The organism is Rhodospirillaceae bacterium (assembly GCA_028819475.1).
Classification (GTDB): Bacteria; Pseudomonadota; Alphaproteobacteria; order Bin65; family Bin65; genus Bin65.
The window spans coordinates 1-19325 of sequence record JAPPLJ010000070.1 but is presented as its reverse complement, the minus strand read 5'-3'; the positions used below and the strand labels follow the sequence as shown (position 1 = coordinate 19325).

18 protein-coding genes are annotated in these 19325 nt (G+C 64.1%); 13 read left to right on the top strand and 5 right to left on the bottom strand.

What is annotated here, in order from left to right:
• Positions 1–326 precede the first annotated feature (326 nt).
• The 3 genes from OXM58_21045 to OXM58_21035 all read right to left on the bottom strand — a co-directional run bounded on the left by OXM58_21045 (position 327) and on the right by OXM58_21035 (position 2012).
• Positions 327–1046: a hypothetical protein gene (locus OXM58_21045; protein ID MDE0150853.1), complete on the bottom strand. Its 720-nt coding sequence runs from the start codon at positions 1044–1046 to the stop codon at positions 327–329.
• Between the two features lie 41 nt (positions 1047–1087).
• Positions 1088–1492 carry a c-type cytochrome gene (locus tag OXM58_21040; protein ID MDE0150852.1) on the bottom strand — a complete coding sequence of 135 codons (405 nt, stop codon included), beginning with the start codon at positions 1490–1492 and terminating at the stop codon, positions 1088–1090.
• A 103-nt stretch (positions 1493–1595) separates the two neighbouring features.
• The gene (locus tag OXM58_21035; GenBank protein MDE0150851.1) at positions 1596–2012 is read right to left on the bottom strand and encodes a superoxide dismutase family protein; all 417 of its coding nucleotides are present in this window, start codon (positions 2010–2012) and stop codon (positions 1596–1598) included.
• 316 nt (positions 2013–2328) lie between these two features.
• Here OXM58_21035 and OXM58_21030 point away from each other — a divergent pair, with 316 nt between their 5' ends.
• The 3 genes from OXM58_21030 (at position 2329) to OXM58_21020 (ending at position 7116) form a co-directional block, all read left to right on the top strand.
• Positions 2329–3963, top strand: coding sequence for an NAD(P)/FAD-dependent oxidoreductase (locus OXM58_21030; protein ID MDE0150850.1), 1635 nt, complete (start codon positions 2329–2331; stop codon positions 3961–3963).
• A gap of 47 nt (positions 3964–4010) precedes the next feature.
• Entirely contained in the window at positions 4011–5261 is a 1251-nt protein-coding gene (locus OXM58_21025) for a DUF3500 domain-containing protein (protein MDE0150849.1), read from the top strand.
• A 238-nt stretch (positions 5262–5499) separates the two neighbouring features.
• Positions 5500–7116, top strand: a complete 1617-nt coding sequence (locus tag OXM58_21020) for a bifunctional 3-(3-hydroxy-phenyl)propionate/3-hydroxycinnamic acid hydroxylase (GenBank protein MDE0150848.1) — start codon at positions 5500–5502, stop codon at positions 7114–7116.
• A gap of 81 nt (positions 7117–7197) precedes the next feature.
• Here OXM58_21020 and OXM58_21015 read toward each other — a convergent pair whose 3' ends face one another.
• Entirely contained in the window at positions 7198–8634 is a 1437-nt protein-coding gene (locus tag OXM58_21015; protein MDE0150847.1) for a hypothetical protein, read from the bottom strand.
• Between the two features lie 135 nt (positions 8635–8769).
• Here OXM58_21015 and OXM58_21010 point away from each other — a divergent pair, with 135 nt between their 5' ends.
• A complete protein-coding gene (locus tag OXM58_21010; protein MDE0150846.1) occupies positions 8770–8949 on the top strand; it encodes a hypothetical protein in 180 nt (59 codons plus the stop codon).
• 307 nt (positions 8950–9256) lie between these two features.
• Positions 9257–9517, top strand: coding sequence for a hypothetical protein (locus tag OXM58_21005; protein ID MDE0150845.1), 261 nt, complete (start codon positions 9257–9259; stop codon positions 9515–9517).
• Between the two features lie 197 nt (positions 9518–9714).
• On the opposite strand, the gene OXM58_21000 is transcribed toward OXM58_21005, so the two are convergent.
• Entirely contained in the window at positions 9715–10773 is a 1059-nt protein-coding gene (locus OXM58_21000) for an alpha/beta fold hydrolase (protein ID MDE0150844.1), read from the bottom strand.
• A 421-nt stretch (positions 10774–11194) separates the two neighbouring features.
• Between OXM58_21000 and OXM58_20995 the strand changes: the two genes are divergently transcribed.
• The 8 genes from OXM58_20995 to add all read left to right on the top strand — a co-directional run bounded on the left by OXM58_20995 (position 11195) and on the right by add (position 19166).
• Positions 11195–12091: an AraC family transcriptional regulator gene (locus OXM58_20995; GenBank protein MDE0150843.1), complete on the top strand. Its 897-nt coding sequence runs from the start codon at positions 11195–11197 to the stop codon at positions 12089–12091.
• A 743-nt stretch (positions 12092–12834) separates the two neighbouring features.
• Entirely contained in the window at positions 12835–13683 is an 849-nt protein-coding gene (locus OXM58_20990; protein ID MDE0150842.1) for a glucose 1-dehydrogenase, read from the top strand.
• Positions 13680–14141, top strand: a complete 462-nt coding sequence (locus OXM58_20985) for a cupin domain-containing protein (GenBank protein ID MDE0150841.1) — start codon at positions 13680–13682, stop codon at positions 14139–14141. The genes OXM58_20990 and OXM58_20985 overlap by 4 nt, the downstream gene beginning before the upstream one ends.
• A gap of 122 nt (positions 14142–14263) precedes the next feature.
• Positions 14264–15316: an extracellular solute-binding protein gene (locus OXM58_20980; GenBank protein ID MDE0150840.1), complete on the top strand. Its 1053-nt coding sequence runs from the start codon at positions 14264–14266 to the stop codon at positions 15314–15316.
• 53 nt (positions 15317–15369) lie between these two features.
• Positions 15370–16479, top strand: a complete 1110-nt coding sequence (locus OXM58_20975) for an ABC transporter ATP-binding protein (GenBank protein MDE0150839.1) — start codon at positions 15370–15372, stop codon at positions 16477–16479.
• 24 nt (positions 16480–16503) lie between these two features.
• Positions 16504–17346, top strand: a complete 843-nt coding sequence (locus tag OXM58_20970; protein ID MDE0150838.1) for an ABC transporter permease — start codon at positions 16504–16506, stop codon at positions 17344–17346.
• A complete protein-coding gene (locus OXM58_20965; GenBank protein ID MDE0150837.1) occupies positions 17339–18145 on the top strand; it encodes an ABC transporter permease in 807 nt (268 codons plus the stop codon). The genes OXM58_20970 and OXM58_20965 overlap by 8 nt, the downstream gene beginning before the upstream one ends.
• A gap of 1 nt (position 18146) precedes the next feature.
• On the top strand, positions 18147–19166 hold the full coding sequence (gene add, locus OXM58_20960; GenBank protein ID MDE0150836.1) for an adenosine deaminase: 1020 nt from the start codon (positions 18147–18149) through the stop codon (positions 19164–19166).
• The last annotated feature ends 159 nt before the right edge of the window (positions 19167–19325 follow it).

Sequence of the window (19325 nt, the reverse complement as noted above, 5' to 3'; positions counted from 1 at the left end):
GGGGGAAGTGGCCGAGCGCAGCGAGGTCGATGGGGGTGCCGTGCCTGTAGGGCCGAGCCTGTGACGCTACTCCACCCCCACCTGTCCCTCCCCCTCTGCAGAGGGGGAGGGACAGGAAAGCGTCCGTTGGCGGATAGTTGCGGCTGTTCGCAGAGGAGTCCCTTCGGGGAGGGGGGCCGCCTGGCATTCCTGCGGTTCTTCGCGGAGGAATTCAGTTGGAGGGGGATTCCGGCGGCGCCCCTGCGGGGGTGTGTACCGGTGTCAGGAAATATCATTTTTTGTCAGGCAGGTTGCCGGCGCGCAGCGGCAGCCGGGCGCGCCTTGCGCTACTTGCCGCCCGTGTCCGGGTCCACCGCCACCGTTTTCATCGGATAATGCCGGTTGCCGCCGGTGAAGGGCGGCAGTGTATGGAAATCGGCGCGCATGTCCTGCATCACCGATGAACTCATCGCCGCCTTGAGCGCGTCGCCGTCGTCGAACACCACCTTGTTGCGCTGCATGTGGTCGATGCGCGGCCAGGGCAGGGCGCCGCACCAGTCGAGGCGCGAACAGACCTCGACCTCGCGGATCGCCGGGAAGGTCGCCATGATCCGCGTGTGGTTCGCCAGATAGTGCGCCAGCCACGCGCTCACGTCCTCCGCCTCGCCGGGATAGTGGACCAGATAGGTGCAGTACGGCTCGCCCGGCGGCGTGCGGAATTCCGGATCGGGGACGGGGAAGGCGCGGGCCAGCATGGCCTGCTGTTCGCGCGCGGCGCCGGCGAGCGAGGGCAGCGCATCGGGCGCCGCCAGCGCGTGAAGGTGGCCGTCCGGCGCGAGCGCACTTTCCAGATCCTCGATGTCCTCGAAATAGAGCTGCAGCGCGAGCTGCGGCGCCACGCCGTCGTCGAAATAGAGATCGCGCACGTCCCAGGGGGTGAAGACGAGGCCCTTCGACAGACCGTGCGTCGACCGGACGACCTCGCAGACGAAGCGGAAATCCGCGTCCGACACCTGCATGGAGGCGTCGTCCGGGTCGTGAATGAAGGCAAACCAGGCAAACCGCATGGCGCGCGTCTAGCCGAAATGGGCGCGCCGGACAAGCGGCGCTACTTGCTCACGCTCTCCAGGTAATCGACCACGTCCTTGCGGAATTTCTCTTTCTTGTACTTGTTGGCCATCTTGTTGCTGACCCGTTTCTTGCCGAGATACTTCTGCAGGAACTTCTTGGGGTGCTTGAGATAGCCCATCAGGTTTTCCCGGTTCCACACCAGGCCCTTTTCCGCCGCCTGCTTCAGTCCCTTCGAATAGCGGAATTTCGGCATCGTGCCGGCCTTGCGCCCGTAGATTTTGTGCAGCGACGGACCGGTCAGCTTCTTGCCTTCGGTCAGCGAATGACAGGCCTTGCAGCGCTTGAAGTTCTTCTTGCCCCTTACGGCATCGGCCGCGGTCGGCCCCGACAGACCGGTCAGGGCGAGGGCGACCGCAACGGTCAGCGTCAGGACGAATTTCATGGCGGCAGGCTCCGCTGGCAGACGTTCGGCCCCGGAAATATCAGGACATAGCCTTCGTCTGCAACCGTCGGGCCTTTGCAGGCCCTCCCGGGCGCCCGACGCCTTACTTGCTGATGACTCCACAGGCAATGCGCGCGCCGGCGGCGCCGGCCGGATCCGTCCGGTAGTCGTCGGGCCCGGCATGGATCACGATTGCCGCGCCGTCGCCGTCGAACAGGGCGGGGCCGAGTTCGAGGAGGGTGTTCAGAATCTCGATCTCCAGGCTGCCGGAGGCCCGGACATGGATGTTGGGCATGTCGCCGGCGTGCATGCCTTCGCTGTTGTCGAAGCCGTGTTTCTTGCCGTCCGGATTGAAATGGCCGCCCGCCGATTTGAATGGCGGCGTGCATTTTCCGATGGCGTGGACGTGGAAGGCGTGGGCGCCGGGCGGCAGGTTCGACAGTCTCGCGTGCAGCAATGTGCCTTGATGCGTCCGGCGCAGCGAGACTTCGCCGACCGATTCGCCCTTTGCATTCTTCATCGCAGCGCGGGCCCGGTCCGTTGCCGACGCCGATTGGAACCCGGCAACGGCCACCGCAATACCGGCCACAGCGATTGCTGAAATTATCTTTCTCATGGGTATGCCCTTCCCGATGCGATAGGTATTCGGTTGCCAAACTACCATTGAGACCGGTTTCGCTGCGAATTGCGTTTCGCCGCTCCGGTCCGAATGGGCGCCGATACTGCGGCCCGCCGGCTATTGACGGACTCAAGACGGTTTTCGATGAATTCTCCCGTGATTGAATCTTTGCCGAATTCCCCATTTCCGGCAGGTGTCCGGTAGCGGAAAGATGCCGATGACTTTCGATGCGATCGTGGTGGGCGCGGGGTTTGCCGGCCTCTATGCCCTCTACAGGTTGCGCGCGCGCGGATACACCGTGTGCGTGCTCGAGGCCGAGGCGGGCATCGGCGGCACCTGGTACCGCAACCGCTATCCGGGCGCGCGGTGCGACATCGAGAGCCTGCAATATTCCTATTCGTTTTCCGACGACGTGCAGCAAGCGTGGACCTGGACCGAACGCTATGCCTCGCAGCCGGAAATCCTGCGCTATATCCGGCATGTGGCGGACAGGTTCGATCTGCACCGCGATATCCGGCTCAACGCCCGGGTTACGGCCGCAACGTTCGACGAGAACAGGGGCCGTTGGGCGATCGAGACGGAGACCGGCCCATGCTACGACGCTACCTTCTGCATCATGGCGACGGGATGCCTGTCGGTCCCGATCGTTCCGGAAATACCGGGGCTGGCCGCGTTCGCGGGCGATCTCCACAGAACGGCGGACTGGCCGCGCGGCGGGGTCGATTTCAGCGGCCGCCGCGTCGGCATCGTCGGCACGGGATCGTCGGGGATCCAGACCATTCCGATCGTCGCCCGGGCGGCGGACCGGCTCACGGTTTTTCAGCGCACGGCGAACTATGTCATCCCGGCCCACAACCGGCCGCTGGCTCCGGCCGAGCAGGCCGAATGGAAAAGCGACTACCCGGCACGCCGCGCCGCCGCGCGCCGGACGCGCAACAACGCCCTGATGGAACACAATTCGCGTCCGGGTGCAGGCATGACGCCCGAAGAGCGGCAGGAAATTCTCGAAGCGCGCTGGCGCCTCGGGGGCCTGACATTCAGCTACGGATTTCCGGACCAGGCGACGGACCGGCGGGTGAACGAGGCCGCTGCCGACTTCGTGCGGCGCAAGATCGCCGGGACGGTCCGCGATCCGGAGACCGCCCGCAAGCTCATGCCGCGGGACCATCCGGTCGGCTCCAAGCGGCTGTGCGTCGATACCGGATATTTCGAGACGTTCAACCGGCCCAATGTCCAACTCGTCGATCTGCGCGACGAGCCGCTTCTGACGGTCGAACCGGAGGGCGTGCGAACCGAACGGGCGCTCTACCCGCTCGACGCCCTGATCCTGGCGACCGGCTTCGACGCCATGACCGGGGCGATTCGGCGAATCGATCCCAAAGGCCGGGGCGGCCGAAGCCTGAGCGAAAAGTGGAATGTCCGGCCCTCCACGCTGCTCGGCCTCGCCGTGGCCGGCTTTCCCAACCTGTTCATCGTCACCGGCCCGGGCAGTCCCTCGGTGCTCAGCAACATGGTCACGTCGGCCGAACAGAATGTCGACTGGATCGCCGATTGCCTGGACTATCTGCGCGCCAACGGTTTCGCCGCGATCGAGGCGCTCCAGGAAGCAGAGGACATCTGGTTCGAAGAGGTCGCCGCCGCATCGGCGCGCACCCTCCTGCCGGAGGGCGATTCCTGGTATGTCGGCGCCAACGTTCCCGGCAAGCCGCGGGTCTACATGCCCTATCTGGGCGGCGTGCCGGCCTATCTCGACGCGTGCGGGAAAGCGGCGGCAGACGGCTACTGCGCTTTCGCCCTGACCCCTGCGGAAGCCGCCGCCGGGCAGGCGCGGGCGGCGTCCGAAGCGGTCTGACGGCGGCGGAGGTTGCGGAATCGGGGCGTTCCTGACAGGAAGGCCCCATGGCGCAGCTCGATTACCGCCCGTTCGTCCCCGGGCCCGGGGAAACCCGGATCGCCGGCGCGACGGCGGAAGCGCATACGGCCGCGCGGCTGGCCTCGCCGCGGCCGCAGCAGCTCTTCGCCGAATGGGCGGCGCTGGCGGACGAGCCCTTCTACGGCCTCACCAACGACGGGCGGAAGCGCGAGGGCCTGTTCGCCCTGAAGCCGGAGGGCGCGCCAGTCGAGGCCATGGCGGCGGCGGCGTGGCGCCTGCTCGACGCCCTGACGCCGGCGGAACGGACGCGGGCGCTCCATCCGGTCGGCTCGCCCCTGTGGCACAAGTGGCAGAACACCGAGATGCTGGTCGAGGAACACGGCCTGCGCCTGGAGAAGGCCGCCGGGCCGGTGCGCGCCCTTGCCATGGCGGTGGTGCGGGCGAGCCTGAGCGAGGCCGGCTATGCGGCGGGCGAGGGCGTCATGCGGCTCAACGCCTTTCTCGGCGAGGTGCTGGGCGCGCCCGGCGTGCTGAACGAATGGAGCTACACCTTCTGCCTGTTCGGCGAACCCTCGACCGCCGACCCCTGGGGCTGGCAGCTGTTCGGCCATCACCTGTCGCTCAACTGCCTGGCGCTCGGCGGGCAGATGGTGCTGACGCCCGCTTTCCTCGGCGCCGAGATCACCGGCGCCGACACCGGGCGCCACGCCGGCCTGCGCCTGTTCCAGGATCATGAGCGCCGCGGCCTCGACCTGATGAAATCCCTGCCGGCGGCGCAGCGGGAGAAGGCGGTCGTCGGCCGGTCGATCCTGGGCGACGGCCTGCCCGAGGGCCGGCGCCATTTCGCCGACCATATGCATCTGGGCGGCGCCTACCGGGACAACCGCATCGTGCCCTACGAGGGGCTGGACGCCGGATCGATGAAAGCCCGGCACCGGCAGATGCTGACCGACCTCGCCGGCGACTATCTCTCGATGCTGCCGGACGGGCCGCGCCAGGCGCGCCTGGAGGAGTTCGGGCGTCACCTGGGCGAGACGCATTTCTGCTGGATCGGCGGCACGGGCGAGGCCGACGCCTTCTACTACCGCATCCAGAGCCCGGTCGCGTTCATCGAGTTCGACATGCACAGCGGCGTCTTCCTGACCAACCGGGAGCCGACGAAGTTCCACGTCCACACCATCGTGCGCACGCCCAACGGCAACGACTACGGCATCGACCTGCTGCGCCAGCACTACCGGCGGTCGCACGGCGGCGGGGAGCATCGACAATGTCGCTGATGAATGACCCAAACCCCCATTTGCCACCCCGGACGGAGCGCAGCGACGATCCGGGGTCCAGGGGCGCACGGACAGGCCGTGCCGGCGACTCTGGACCCCGGCTCTCCCTTCGGTCGGCCGGGGTGGCAATATGGGAGTTCGCGGGAATAGTCGGTCGGGAGGTAGGCATTTCCCTCGGACCGGCCGATATCCCCGGGCGAATGTTGCCGTCCGGGCGAACGGCGATAGCGGACAGGCGATGACCCATTACGACGTCGTCATCGCCGGCTGCGGGCCGGTCGGCGCGGCGCTGGGCAACCTGCTGGCGGCGCGGGGGCTCACCGTCTGCATCGCCGAGAAGCACCGGGAAATCTACGACAAGCCGCGCGCCATCACCTTCGACTGGGAGGGCATGCGCGTCCTCCAGTTCTGCGGCGTGGCGGAGGAATTCGCCAAGGGCATCCGGCCCCATCCCGGCACCGATTTCCGCGGCGTCGACGGCCAGGTCATCAAGCTGTTCGATCCGCTGCCGCCGCCCTGGGACCTCGGCTGGCCGCCGACCTTCACCTTCGTCCAGCCGGAGATGGAGCGGCTGCTGCGCGAGGCGCTGGAGCGGCGCGAGACCGTCACCCTGATGCTCGGCCGGGCGGTCGAGGGCTTCCGCGATACGGGCGACCGGGTCGAGGTCGACATCCTGGACCCGGAGAGCGGCCGGACCGAGACGGTGACCGGCGATTTCCTGGTCGGCTGCGACGGCGCGAACAGCGGGGTGCGCGAGGCGCTCGGCCTGCCGCTCGACGATCTCGGCTTCGACGAAAACTGGCTGGTGGTCGATACCCTGCAGCAGCGCGAGACCGCGATCCCGGCCAAGGGCACGCAATTCTGCCGGCCGTGGCGGCCCGCGACCTTCATTCCGGGGCCGGGCAAACTGCGGCGCTGGGAGCTCAAGGTCATGCCGGGGGAGACGGCGGCCGAGTTCGAGGATCCGGCGCGGGTGCGCGCGGTGCTCGCCGACCTCGTCGACGTCGACGCGGTGGAGATCTGGCGCAGCGCGACCTACCGCTTCGCCGCCCGGGTCGGGCGGGAATGGCGCAAGGGGCGGGTGATCCTCGCCGGCGACGCGGTGCACCAGACGCCGCCCTTCCTCGGCCAGGGCCTGTGCTCCGGCATCCGCGACGCCGCCAACCTGGCCTGGAAGCTGGTCCATATCCGGCGCTGCGGCTTCAACGCAGCGCTGCTCGACAGCTACCGCGACGAGCGGCGGCCCCATGTCGTCGCCGTGGTCGAGGCGGCCAAGGAATTCGGCAAGATCGTCGGCGAGCTGGACATGGACAAGGCCCGGGCGCGCGACGCGGCGCTGATGGCGGACCTGGCGGCCGGCCGGATGGAGACGCGGCGCCAGAAATTCATACCGAACCTGGAGACCGGGCTGATCCATTTCGAGTCCGGCGTGCCGCGGGACCAGCAGATCGCCGGCACCCTGATGCCCCAGCCGGAGGTCTACGCCCCTGACGGAAGCAAACGCCTGCTCGACGATCTGGTCCCGATGGAATGGCTGTATGTGACGACGGGGATGGAGGCGCAGGGGTGGATGGCGGGGATGGAAGGTGTGTGGCGGGGGATACGCGGACAGAACCTCGTTCTGCTGCCAGAAGATAAAATGGCGCCGGCAGGCAGGTCTATTGGCCTGCCTGTTCGGATAAGCATTTTACGAGAAACCGACGGTCGATTCTCCTATTGGTGCCGCAGAGCCGGCGTAAACGCCGTTATCTCACGACCCGATCGGTATATCTATGGTGCGATTGACTACAATAGGTCTACATATACAGAGTCGACAAAAGTGAAAGAACTTCTTTCGCGTATTGCCAAAGAATAAAAAAAGAATTCAAGCTACTTGATTAAAACGTAAAATCCCCGGTTTACTTTATTAGGATACCACAAACATTCTCGATAGAAACTATGTGCTTAGAGTACGAACTTTTGCTTGAGAGGGTCTCCAAAACAAAAGGAGCAAAATTAATGATGCAGCACTCAACACGAATCCCAGCAGCCCTTGATGCCAAAAGAAATTCCAATTCTTTTCGGCAATTAACTCAAATACCGCGTAACATAACAAATGACCCACTGTAACAACCGCAATAGCCGTAGCAATACTTGCTTGTCTCAGCAATTTTCCCTTACTCACCGATGCGACAGCCAATACTGCTGCACTCGGTATTAGAGAATGTGAAAAGATAAAAAACGCTTCGGGAAATTCAATAAACACATCCCTCGTTTCCTTGTCAGAATCCAAATACCCTACCATGGCCAAAATTCGAGTCATGGCGGCATGAAAAAAATTAACGAACAAAGATAAAAGGAATACCGCTGAAAACAACACAAAATGTTTTCGAGCTTCAGCTTTCCCTGAACCATTGCTGCTCCTTTGGAGAAACAGTATTCCAAATAGCATCGGAACAATTGTCGCCAATACGACTAACGATAAACTGTCAATCAAACTGTCAATTTCCTCATATGATGGCCATACTATATTTGATCCATCGAACAGTTTGAACAGCGAAGGAACTATTCCAATGTAAAGGCCACATACAATTAAAAAGATTACAATACTTGCAAATACATAAAATAGCCCGATTTGCACTGAGGTTAAAGTACTGCCATCATGCTCTGGATAAATTTTCTTCTCCAATTTTCTTCGTTTCTTGTCATCAATAATTTCGGTTAGGCGATTCTCTGCAATTGCAATTAGCGCTTTCCGCAATCCAATTGTCTTTGTATCCCGTTTAGCGAGATGAACCAGCTGAAATGAAAGTTTCGACTGATTGGATACACCCTCCAATTCCTCCGGAAGAGGTAACTTGTTCGGTCTTGGTCGTTCCAGCGTTTCCAAAATTATCGAATAATCCGTTCCGTCTAACAAAATTGAGGAGAATTCGGCAATCAAATTGTTTGCTTTGCTGGAAAGACCGGCAGAATATACAACTCCTTTCTCAATGTACCGATACAAAAATTTTAACTGAGCGCCAAAGACCAAAAATGAAACCAGTAAAACCAAGAACGGAAAAGCATAATCCGGAGTAAATTCCAAGAGCGTGACAAGAAAGTTTTTCAGTTCGCTATCGATCGGACCGGTGTCCAGGACATCTCTGACAAATGTCTTGCCTGCTTTGGTTGATTTTTCAGCAACAATCACAAAAATGAAACATAACGGTACAGAGGTGGCAATTGCTATTAAGTTTCTTTGCCATTTTTCAGCAAACTCGTGAGTGTGAAAAAAACTCACAATACTCTCAGGAGATCTTTCTTTTTCTGCGGTTCCGAATGCTCTAAATTGTAAACTAAACACAATCGCCAAGCAGATTACGATGCTGCCCCACAAGAGTAACGTGTGCATGACGATACCTCAGGTTTGAGGGAGTGATAAGCTTATAGTACTGTTAGCTTGAGAAATAAATTCTAAGGTGCGATCCAGAATATTGAATCTTATCGGCACCGGTTATTTGGGCACATATTTGCAGAAGCATTGTTTATGTTTGACGTAGCAACATACATTGTAATCGTGGAGAATGTGAACAATGCAATTGCAACAAAAATAGGCAGCTTTACGTACGTTTTCATCGTTCGTGTTCCTTACATGTTCAACGCAAAGTTTGGTATCCGTGCGGAAGCGATCTGGCCAGTTGAAGGTATTTTCCTATATTTTGCCTGATTTGTGTTATCTGATCTTGCTGTTTTTTTGCATCGAATTGCTGTCAGAGAATTCTTTACGTGATTACTTCAGAAAGGAATTTATCCTTTGGCATTGTCCATTCCTGCTGTCTTTGCACATTTTTGCTATCGTCGATTCACGGTCCGGTAAATTTGTTGACCTGCAATGCGGAGAGAAACCACCTGCAATCTGACTCAGAGCGATAGTCCAGCCGCGTGTAGGCGTGATCGCAGTCATGCTCGAATTCCCGGTCCATCTGAGGCGGTGCTGTGACGGCCGGTTGCAATGCAGCGATGCCTTACCAGGAATGATCTGGCTTTGCCCGGCCGTCATCCGCGAGGACACGATCAAAGCCTGCGCCGCAATTGCCGAAACGATCCACATGTACCTGCTGACGGAGCTGTTGGTGCAGATCCCGCTGCGGAAACTCGATGCCGATCCGGATACCCTCAGGCTGCAATTCGGCGTCAGCTTCCGCGATCCGCCGATGGAACGGGTCGGTCGGCTGGCGCCGCCCGGTGGAATGCTGGTCGAGGCCCTCGCCGCCGATTGGGGATTCGAATTTTAGGCACCCGTGCAGCACCTCAGTGAATCTGGTCGCTGAACACCGCCGGTTGGCCGGTCATCGGTACTGGTGTCGCGCTCACAATCTTGGCTCGCGTCAGCGAGAATGTCAGCATCAGCACTCAGCAACTGTAATGCGAAATAGATCCTCAATCGACCCGACCTCTGAATTTGGATTGAGGCGCCAAAGCAAAGATGAGGCTAACTTTCTGCGCCTAAACGATGGCTATTCGCTTCTATAAAATAAGTCCGGTTTTTGATTAGGTGAGCAGGTCCGCCGAGCAACGCAGCACGAATGTCGTTGACGATAACATCGTTGCTTTTATGATACCGATGCTCCTGAATCCCCTCGACAACGTCCGTACAATCCACGATCGTTACCTTCGCCGGTAGCAGATGCGGATGTGCCGGCCCGTCCGCGCCCAGCCTGTCCGGGTTCCCCTTGGTCAGGTCGCTGATCGCCAGCGGGATGTCCTCGCGGTTGTGGTAGACGGTGACGCGGCGTCCGAGCCTCGGCAGCAGGGCCAGCTTGTGGTCGTGTTCGAAGGCGTCGGCGTCTTCGTCGGCGGCGATGAGGAGGATCTCGTCGAACAGGCGCGGCAGGTCGTCGCCGACTTCCCGGCGCATGGCCTGGACGGCGTGGCGCAGCGCATAGGCGCCCATGCTGTGGGCCATCAGGTGCAGGCGGCCGGGGCAGAGCTCCTTGCGCTGCCTGGCCGTCTCCGCATCGCGGCCGAGGTCGGAGCGCACCCGCGGCCCCAGTTCGCCCGAGACCCGCCGCACGAATTCGCCGAGCTTCAGCAGGCCCCGGCCCAGCGCGGCCCCCGAGGTGCGGGCGTCGGCCCGGTCGTTCGCATAGGCGATATAGGGCATCAGCGAGCCGTCGGACGGCCAGGAAAAGACGAAAAAGGTGTAGGGCGTCTCGGCGGTCTCGTATGTCCGTTTCAGCAGTGCGGCGTCGATCAGCGCTTCGTGGAAGCTGTAGTTGAACCCGTGGATGAACAGCACCGTATCGACTCCGGCGCGCATGCTTTCCCTGATCTCCGCGAATATCGTGTTGCTGCCGAGCAGCTGGGACCGGCGGCCCGGCCGCAGCCGTTCCGGCGCCACGGCGATTTCTTCGACGCGGTCCAGCTCGTCGGAAACCTGCGCCTTTCCGAAGCGCAGGAACGATCCGCGATTATTCAGCTGATGGCCGAAATCTCTCGGGTCCCTCGCCGGCAGGGGATTCCTGTTCGTTCCGAAATACACGTCGATCACGATCCAAATTTCCTAATCAATTTCAGACGTTCAATATTCCGGTTCGATTTGCCCGCGCCTGCATGGAGAAACCGGAATTGTCGAAACATGCTGCGAATTCGACCTCCGGGAAACGCCGCGCCGGCCCGGCACCTTCAACTAATCGACCCTAAAGCAAAGGCGGATCGAGGCGTGTTACATGGACCTGCTGTTTCGTTGCACGAATTTGCCCTTTGCATTCCGCGCCGCTTAGTTCCGAAAAAAAATACTAATTTATTGTCCATAACTGCTGTTTTTGCATGTGCTTGCTATCTTGGTAGCAGATACAGGTAAAACCGTTGACTTGAGGCTGCCGGCGAAAGAAGAATCGGCATTATCCAGACCGCCTTCGGGCTGGACCCAAAGCGTCAATCGGGCTGGCGGCTTCGCGGGGTAGTGCGACGTGGTCCTTCTGGCAGGACACGGGCGGGCAAAATATACGACCGGAACGCTGCTTGCATCGAGCCGCGACCGCGGATGGGACGGCCTGCTGGCCGAGCGCTGGAGCCATGCCGAGGGCGAACTCGCCGAGTTCCTGCCGCGCGAAACCGAAATCGCAATCCTGATGGAAGGCCGCGTGCATCTGCGGCGGCGCGGCGACGGCCGGCTGCAGCACAGCGATGCCGTGCCGGGCATGATCTGGCTGTGCCCCGCCGGCGTCCGGGAAGACCTGATCAAGGCCTACGGCAATATCCCCGAGATGCTTCATCTCTTCCTGCCGGCGATGCCGCTGTCTGATACGGCGCTCCGGGAGCTCGACGTCGATCCGGACACCGTCAAGCTGCACTTCGACGGCGGCTTCCGCGATCCGCTGATCGAACGGATCGCGCAGGCGGTTGACGCCGAACTGGCCGAGCCTGCGCCGGCCGGCAGGATGCTGGTCGAGACCCTGGCCGCGGCCCTGGGCGTTCAGATCGTGCGGCAGCATTCCAATCTGGAACGGGCGTCGATATCGCTGCCCAGCGTCCGCGGCGCGCTCGATCCGCGGCGCTTGCGGCGGATCGCGGATTTCATCGACGCCCATCTCAGCGAAGACCTGTCCGTCGAGACGCTGGCGAACGAGGCCTGCCTCAGCCCGTTCCATTTCGCCCGGGCCTTCAAGGCGGCGACCGGGACGGCGCCGCACCGCTATCTCACCGACCGCCGCATCGAACACGCCAAGGCGCTGATCGCCGAAGGCCGCCTGCCGCTGGTCGAGATTGCCGACGTCTGCGGTTTTTCCTCCCAGGCACACCTGACGCGCTGGTTCAAGCGGATCGTCGGCACCACGCCGGGCGCGTACCGCACGAAGCGCAGTTAGCCCGGAAAGCCGCCGCCGCGGAATTCGGTGCCGCCCGCAGGTTCCGATACCCGGCCGCGTCCGGAAATTCCTGAACAGCGACGGATCGTCAAACCGGCCGGGGTCCGAGCGCGCTGCCGACCGATCGGGCCGCGTTCGGACGAAAGCCGATTTCATAAGAAAAACAAATAAAACAACAAAGAACTTAGTATTAGAAATTATTTTTTCGCATGTCATGTTGTTGCGAAATCGCGTCGGGCGAAGCGGCAGCCGCGGCCCGGGAGTTCGGTAACCGGGCTTGCCGGGTCGCGGCACCGAAGACGAGGGCTCGCAACGCCAGACGGGATCGACGCAGACCGGTCCGCCCGGTCCGAAGAATGCACTGCAGGGGAGTAGACCGGCATGAAGGCAGCCGCCTTTTCCGGCTCCACGGACTTCGACAACCCGGGGTCGGGCCGGTTCTTCTCCTGCCACGAGGCACCAGCCGGCGGTATCCTGTGAGCAATTGTGGCTTGCGAACCCGCTAACGCCGGTCGGGCGCGCGCCGCGGCCCCCCAGGGGCCGCGGCGTTGCGCGTCCGGCTCGATCCTGTCCGCCCCCGGGCCTGCCCGTCCGGAATAAAGCCCGTCCGGAATAAAGCCCCCGCGGCCGCGGCGTCAATCCTGCCCGGGCGATACCGGTTTGCGGGAAAATTGCGCCCCAAATCCAACTGTGCCAGCATCGCGGCCGACCTGCGCTGAACCGGCGGCGGAAAGAGAGCATTCATGGGCGGCAGCAGCGGAAAACCGGCGCTGGTGACCGGGGCGGCCGGCGGGCTGGGTCTGGCGATCGCCCGGCGGCTTGCGGCCGACGGCTGCCGCGTCGGGCTGATCGATATCGACGGCGACGGCGCGGTCCGGGCGGCGGCGGAGCTTGAGGATGCCGCGGGCTTCCGCTGCGACGTGACCGCGGAGGAGTCTGTCGTCGACACGTTCGGACGGTTCGAGTCGGCCTTCGGCGGACCTCCGGACATTCTGGTCAACAATGCCGGCATCGTGCGCACCGGGGACCTGCTCGAACATACCGTCGAGGAGTTCCGGAAGGTGACCGAAGTCAATCTCGTCGGCGTGTTCCTGATGTCCCGCGAGGCCGGCGCGCGCATGGCGGCGCGCGGCAGCGGCGCCATCGTCAACATCACGTCGCTCAATGCCGTCCAGCCAAAGCCCGACCTCGGCGCCTACCCGGCGACCAAGGCGGCGGTCGCGAAGCTGACCGAGCAGTTCGCCCTGGCGCTCGGCCCCCGGGGCGTGCGGGTCAACGCCGTCGGGCCCGGCTTCGTCGAGGCCGGCATGTCGGTGCCGATCTACCGCGACCCGGCGCTGCGCGAGGCGCTCGGCCGGGCCGTGCCGGCAGGGCGGATCGGCACGGCGGTGGACGTCGCCGCCGCCGTCGCCTTCCTGGCGTCCGACGAGGCCGGCTTCATCCACGGCCAGCATCTGATGGTCGACGGCGGCGGCTCTTTCGGCCTGTGGAAGCAGATGCCGCGCCTGGTGCCTGAAGAGGCCCGGGCGCTTCGCGGTTCCGGCTGGGAAGGCGATCTGGAGGAAATGCGCGGCGGCGGCGGAGACGCATGAATCGGGCCGTGACGAACCGGTCGGGAATGGAGATGAGGGCCGACGCGGTTGTCGCGCGCTACGGGCTGCGGCCGCATCCGGAGGGCGGGCATTACCGCGAGACATTTCGGGCGCCCGCAAAGCCGGGCGAGCGGGCCGCGGTGACCGCCATCTACTACCTGCTGAAGGCCGGCGAGACCTCGGCCTGGCACCGCATCGACGCCGTCGAGATCTGGCACCACTACGCCGGCGCGCCGCTGCGGCTGTCGCTGTCGTCCGACGGCAGGGCGGTGACCGAACGGTTGCTCGGCACGGGGGCCGGCGCCGAGCCGCATATCGTCGTGCCGGCCGGATGCTGGCAGAGCGCGGTGTCCGAAGGCGCGTGGACGCTGGCCGGCTGCACCGTTGCGCCCGCCTTCGAATTTGCCGGCTTCGAACTCGCCCCGGCCGGCTGGCGGCCCGGCGACCCGCCCGCCTGAAAGGAAAACCGTACCAGGCGTTCGCTGCCGGAAACTCTGCTGGAAATTTGCGGTGGGCTGCGATTGAATGGGCGGCGGCAAGGCATCGGCTTCCTGCCGGCGCCGAGGATGAGGAGGGAACTATGATCAGGATCGTCGACACGGCCGGCAAGCGGGGCTGGAGCCCCGTGCGGAGCCTGGCGCTTGCAGCATTGGCCATCGGCTTCGGCGCCGGCGCCGCACAGTCGGCTACCATCACCGTTTCGGTGTGGGGCGGCGGCTACGGCGCGAAATGGAAAAAGCACGCCGCCGAGCCGTTCGAGAAGGCGACCGGCCACAAGGTGATTGTCGACGGCGGCCGCTCCGCGGTGCGGCTGTCCAAGGTGAAGGCCACGAAGGGCAAGGGCACCGACGTCGTCTTCCTGACCGTGCATCAGATGATGATCCTGCGCGACGAGGGCATCCTGGCGCCGATCGACCCGGCGAACGTCCCCAACGTTTCGCAACTCTATGATTTCGCCAAGGATCCGATGGGCGGCGGCATGTGCCCGGCGATCACGGTGCTCGGCGCCGGCCTCGCCTACAACAAGGACCATTTCGACTCGCCGCCGACCTCGTGGAACGACCTGTTCCGCAAGGACCTGAAGGGGCGCCCCGGCTATCCCGTGCTCAGCCAGTCCTATTCGCCGCTGGTGATGACCCGCATCGCCGAGCTGAACGGCGGCGGCATCGACGACATCGGCAAGGGCATGGCCAAGCTGGCGACGATCAAGGACCGGGTGCAATTGTTCCGCATCTTCGAAATCCTGAAAGCGATCAACCAGGGCGACGCCTCGATCGCGCCGATGCTCAACATCTTCGTTCGGAAGGACCCCAAGGTGCCGCTGAGCTTCGCCTGGCCGAAGGACGGCGGTGTCGGCGTCGTCAACCTGGCCTGCGTGACCAAGGCGAGCAAGAACAAGAAGGTGGCCGAGCAGTTCCTGAACTTCTACCTGTCGGCGGAACACCAGGCGCGGATCGCCAAGGAAGCCGGCGATTCGCCGGTCAACAAGACCGTGCCGATCCCGGCGGGTACCGTCTACAACATGGTGACTCCGGACCAGATCTCCCGGATGCACCATTACGACGCGACCAAGATCGCGGCGAAACTCGCCGGCTGGCTGAAGCAGTTCCAGGAAGAGATCGTCGCGAAATAGGCGCCGCGTAAGGCCGTACCGTTCCGCGCCGGGGCCGGTTCCGGGATCGGGCGATGTCCGACGTCGAGGTTTCCGGCGTATCGAAACGGTATGACGATCTGTGGGCGGTGAAGCGGGTCAGCTTCACCGCCCCGGCCGGCAGCTTCACCAGCCTGCTCGGCCCCAGCGGCTGCGGCAAGACGACGACCCTGCGCCTGATCGCCGGCTTCGCGGCGCTCGACGAAGGGGAAGTGCGCATCGGCGGCAAGCCGGTCGACGCCCTGCCGCCGTGGCGGCGCAATCTCGGCGTCGTCTTCCAGAACTACGCCCTGTTCCCGTTCATGACGGTGTTCGACAACGTCGCCTTCGGCCTGCGGCGGCGCAGGGTTCCGCGCGGCGAGACCGCGGCGCGCGTCGCCGAGGCGATCGATCTCGTCGGACTGCCCGACCTCGCCGGGCGCTATCCGCGCCAGCTTTCCGGCGGCCAGCAGCAGCGGGTGGCCCTGGCCCGCGCCCTGGTGATCCGGCCCGAAGTGCTCCTGCTCGACGAACCGCTGTCCAATCTCGACGCCAAGCTCCGCGCCGAGATGCGCTTCGAGTTGAAGCGCATCCAGCGCGAGACCGGCGTGACCTCGATCTTCGTAACCCACGACCAGGAGGAGGCGCTCACGCTTTCCGACCAGATCGTCGTGATGAACCTCGGCACGGTCGCCGGCGCGGCGGCGCCGAAATCCATCTGGGAACAGCCCGAATCGGCCTATGTCGCCGATTTCCTCGGCGTCGAAAACCTGTTTCCGGGTACGGCTGGCGACGGCGCGGAGGACGACGGGACTGTCGCCGTTTCGGTAAGCGATGGCTCGGTGACGCTCGATGTGGCGGCGGCGCGGCCCGCAGATGCGGCGGTCGTGCTCGGGATCCGTTCGGGCGACATCAAGATGTGGCCGGTCGATAGCAAACGCGCGCTCGATGGGCCGAATGAACTGGCCGGCACGGTGCGCGAATTCACCTATGTGGGATCGGCCGTCGTTTACCAGGTCGATTGTGCCGCCTTGCCGCGACCGCTGATCGCGACGGTGCAGGAGGAATTCGCCGTCGGCGAGAGCGTCCGGCTGCATCTGCCGCCCGGCGCCATCAAGCTGCTGCGGCCGGACGCGCCGGCCGGCGGGTCCGTGGCGCAGACGTGAGCGCGTTCCTGTGAGCGCCCTCAAGTGAACACGGGCCGCTTCCCCGCCAGCCTGGCGACGCCGGTTCTTCTGGCGTTCGGCATTTTCGTCCTGGTTCCGTGCGTCATGCTGCTGGTCAAGGGGCTGGAGCCGACCGCAGAGACCGGCGAATGGCCGGACTTTACCAACGTGCTGGGCGTGTTCGACAGCAAGGTCGGCCAGCAGGCGCTCAACCGCACGATCCGGATCAGCCTCATCGTCACGGCGATCTGCATGCTGGCGGGGTATCCGGTGGCCCTGTTCATCGCCCGCTGCGGGGCGCGCTGGCGCGGCCTGCTGCTCGCGGTCGTGATCTTTCCCTTCCTGATCTCCGCCGTCGTCCGCGCCTTCGGCTGGACCGTCCTGCTCGGCGATTCGGGTCTCGCCAACAAGGGGCTGATCGCGCTCGGCCTGATCGACCGGCCGATCGCCCTGGTCCAGAACGAGATCGGCATCATCGTCGGCGAGACCCACCTGCTGATGCCCTACATGATCCTGTCGCTGCTCGCGGTGCTGCAGCGCATCGATCCCAATCTCCGACACGCCGCGGAGAGTCTGGGCGCATCGCCGGCGAGCGTGTTCTGGCGCATCGTCATACCGCTCACCCTGCCCGGGCTGCTGACCGGCACGCTGCTGGTCTTCAGCCTGGCCATGACCGCCTTCGCCACGCCTTTCCTGCTCGGCGGCGGGCGGACCCCGATCCTGACGACGCTGCTCTACGACTACGCCTTCACCCTGTTCGACTGGCGGCTGGCGGCGTCGATCGGCATCGTCCTGCTGATCCTCGGCATCCTGTTCGTCACGATTCACCGCTTCGTCTCGAGCCGGGGGATGCGCAGCTATGGCTGATCTGTTCCTGCGCTCCGGCCGCGGCGCGGTCACGGCGATGGCGGTCTTCTGGCTGGTCTTCCTGGTCGCGCCGATCGTCGTGACGCTGGCCTCGTCCTTCACCAGCTCGACCTACCTGACCTTTCCGCCGCCCGGCTGGTCGGTGCGCTGGTACCTGTCGGCCTTCGAATCCGAATGGGTCTGGTCGACCTTCTGGAACAGCGTCGTCATCGCGGTCGTGTCGACGACGATCGCCGTGGCGCTTGGCATCGCCGCCGCCCGGGTGCTGGCGCGCCACCGCTTCTACGGCCGCGGCGCGTTCGAATACGCGGTGCTCAGCCCGCTCGTCATTCCCGGCGTCGTGGTCGGCTTCGCCCTGCTCAACGTCTCGGTCCTGATCGAGACCCAGGACGCCGGGTTGCTGAACCTGATCGTCGGCCACACCATGGTCACGACGCCGTTCACCCTGCGCTCGGTCTGGTCGAGCATGGCCGGCAGCGAGATTTCCCTCGAAGAGGCCGCGCAGAGCCTCGGCGCGACGCGCTGGAGCGCCTTCTGGCTGATCGTCTTCCCGCTGATCGTGCCCGGCATCGTCGCCGGCGCCATCATCGCCTTCACCTTCTCCTTCAACGACGTCACGATCTCGGCCTTCCTGTCGGCCCGGGAGGCGCGCACCCTGCCGGTCGAGCTGATGTCGCATATCGAATATCTGCCCGATCCGACCCCGGCGGCGGTCTCCTCCCTTATGATCGTCATCACGCTGGCCTTCTTCCTGCTGGTCGAGCGCACCGTCGGGCTCGACGTGTTTGCGGACCGCTAGCATGGCCGGGCCGGACGATTTCATCGCCGCGGTCCCGAAGGCGGAGTTGCATTTGCATATCGAGGGGACGCTGGGCCCCGCCCTGCGGGTCGCGCTCGCCCAGCGCAACGGCCTGCCGGTGCCGGACGTCGATCCGGCTGCGAAAACCCAGGGCTACGACTATGCGAGCCTCGAGGACTTCCTCGCCATCTACTACGCCGGCATGGAGGTGCTGCGCACGGAGCGGGATTTCTACGACCTCACGGCGGCCTACCTGCGGCGCTGCCGGGACGAGAATACGATCTACGCCGAGCTCTCCTTCGATCCGCAGCCCCATCTCGCCCGCGGCGTGGCCGCCGAAGCCTTCATGGGCGGGATCCTGGCGGCGGCCGACGAGGCGCAGCGCGATTGGGGCGTTTCGAGCAATCTCATCCTGTGCGTCAACCGCGACCGGCCGTTGGACGAGGCCTGGCCGCTGTTCGACATCCTGCGGCCCTGGCGCGACCGGATCGCCGGCTTCGGGCTGGATTCCGCCGAACGGGGCAACCCGCCGCGCAAGTTCGCCGCCCTGTTCGAGCGCGCCCGCGCCGAAGGCTACCGCCTGACCGCCCATTGCGACGTCGACCAGGAGAACTCCATCGGCCATATCCGCGAGTGCCTGGACCTGCTGCGCCTGGAGCGCATCGACCACGGCGTCAACGCGGTCGAGGACCCGCGCGTCGTCGAGGCACTGATCGCGCGCGGCATCTGCCTGACCGTGTGCCCGACCTGGCGCCCCGGCGATCCCGGCCCGCGCCGCCTGCGCCGCCTGCGCCGACTGTTCGACGCCGGCGTCCGGGTCACCGTCAACACCGACGACCCGGCCCTGTTCGCCAGCGGCTACCTGACGAACCTGCTGCGCGCCGTGCAGGCGCAGGGCGGCTACGGCCGCGCCGAGATCGGAGCCCTCATGCGCAACGCCTTCCTCGGGTCCTTTACCGAGGAGGCCGAGAAGGCCGCGATGATAGAGCGGCTGGATCGCTTCATGGCAGGGGCGGAATAACCGGCAACGCCACAAAGCATCCCCCCTCCCCTTGGGGGAGGGGGTTAGGGGGAGGGGTCCGCGGACCCAATCGCGGTGCCGGGATCAGACATCGGTGCGGCGGCTGGCGGGGGGGGGGGGGGGGGGGGGGGGGGGGGGGGCGGGGGGGGGGGGGGGGGG

Bases quoted from the DNA above. Each gene is read 5' to 3' on its own strand.
- OXM58_21035 (MDE0150851.1), bottom strand. From the start codon at position 2,012: ATGAAGAATGCAAAGGGCGAATCGGTCGGCGAAGTCTCGCTGCGCCGG.
- OXM58_21020 (MDE0150848.1), top strand. From the start codon at position 5,500: ATGACCCATTACGACGTCGTCATCGCCGGCTGCGGGCCGGTCGGCGCG.
- OXM58_21025 (MDE0150849.1), top strand. From the start codon at position 4,011: ATGGCGCAGCTCGATTACCGCCCGTTCGTCCCCGGGCCCGGGGAAACC.
- OXM58_20965 (MDE0150837.1), top strand. From the start codon at position 17,339: ATGGCTGATCTGTTCCTGCGCTCCGGCCGCGGCGCGGTCACGGCGATG.
- add (MDE0150836.1), top strand. From the start codon at position 18,147: ATGGCCGGGCCGGACGATTTCATCGCCGCGGTCCCGAAGGCGGAGTTG.
- OXM58_20980 (MDE0150840.1), top strand. From the start codon at position 14,264: ATGATCAGGATCGTCGACACGGCCGGCAAGCGGGGCTGGAGCCCCGTG.
- OXM58_21010 (MDE0150846.1), top strand. From the start codon at position 8,770: ATGTTTGACGTAGCAACATACATTGTAATCGTGGAGAATGTGAACAAT.
- OXM58_21040 (MDE0150852.1), bottom strand. From the start codon at position 1,492: ATGAAATTCGTCCTGACGCTGACCGTTGCGGTCGCCCTCGCCCTGACC.
- OXM58_21005 (MDE0150845.1), top strand. From the start codon at position 9,257: ATGATCTGGCTTTGCCCGGCCGTCATCCGCGAGGACACGATCAAAGCC.
- OXM58_21045 (MDE0150853.1), bottom strand. From the start codon at position 1,046: ATGCGGTTTGCCTGGTTTGCCTTCATTCACGACCCGGACGACGCCTCC.
- OXM58_21030 (MDE0150850.1), top strand. From the start codon at position 2,329: ATGACTTTCGATGCGATCGTGGTGGGCGCGGGGTTTGCCGGCCTCTAT.
- OXM58_20990 (MDE0150842.1), top strand. From the start codon at position 12,835: ATGGGCGGCAGCAGCGGAAAACCGGCGCTGGTGACCGGGGCGGCCGGC.
- OXM58_20985 (MDE0150841.1), top strand. From the start codon at position 13,680: ATGAATCGGGCCGTGACGAACCGGTCGGGAATGGAGATGAGGGCCGAC.
- OXM58_21015 (MDE0150847.1), bottom strand. From the start codon at position 8,634: ATGCACACGTTACTCTTGTGGGGCAGCATCGTAATCTGCTTGGCGATT.
- OXM58_20975 (MDE0150839.1), top strand. From the start codon at position 15,370: ATGTCCGACGTCGAGGTTTCCGGCGTATCGAAACGGTATGACGATCTG.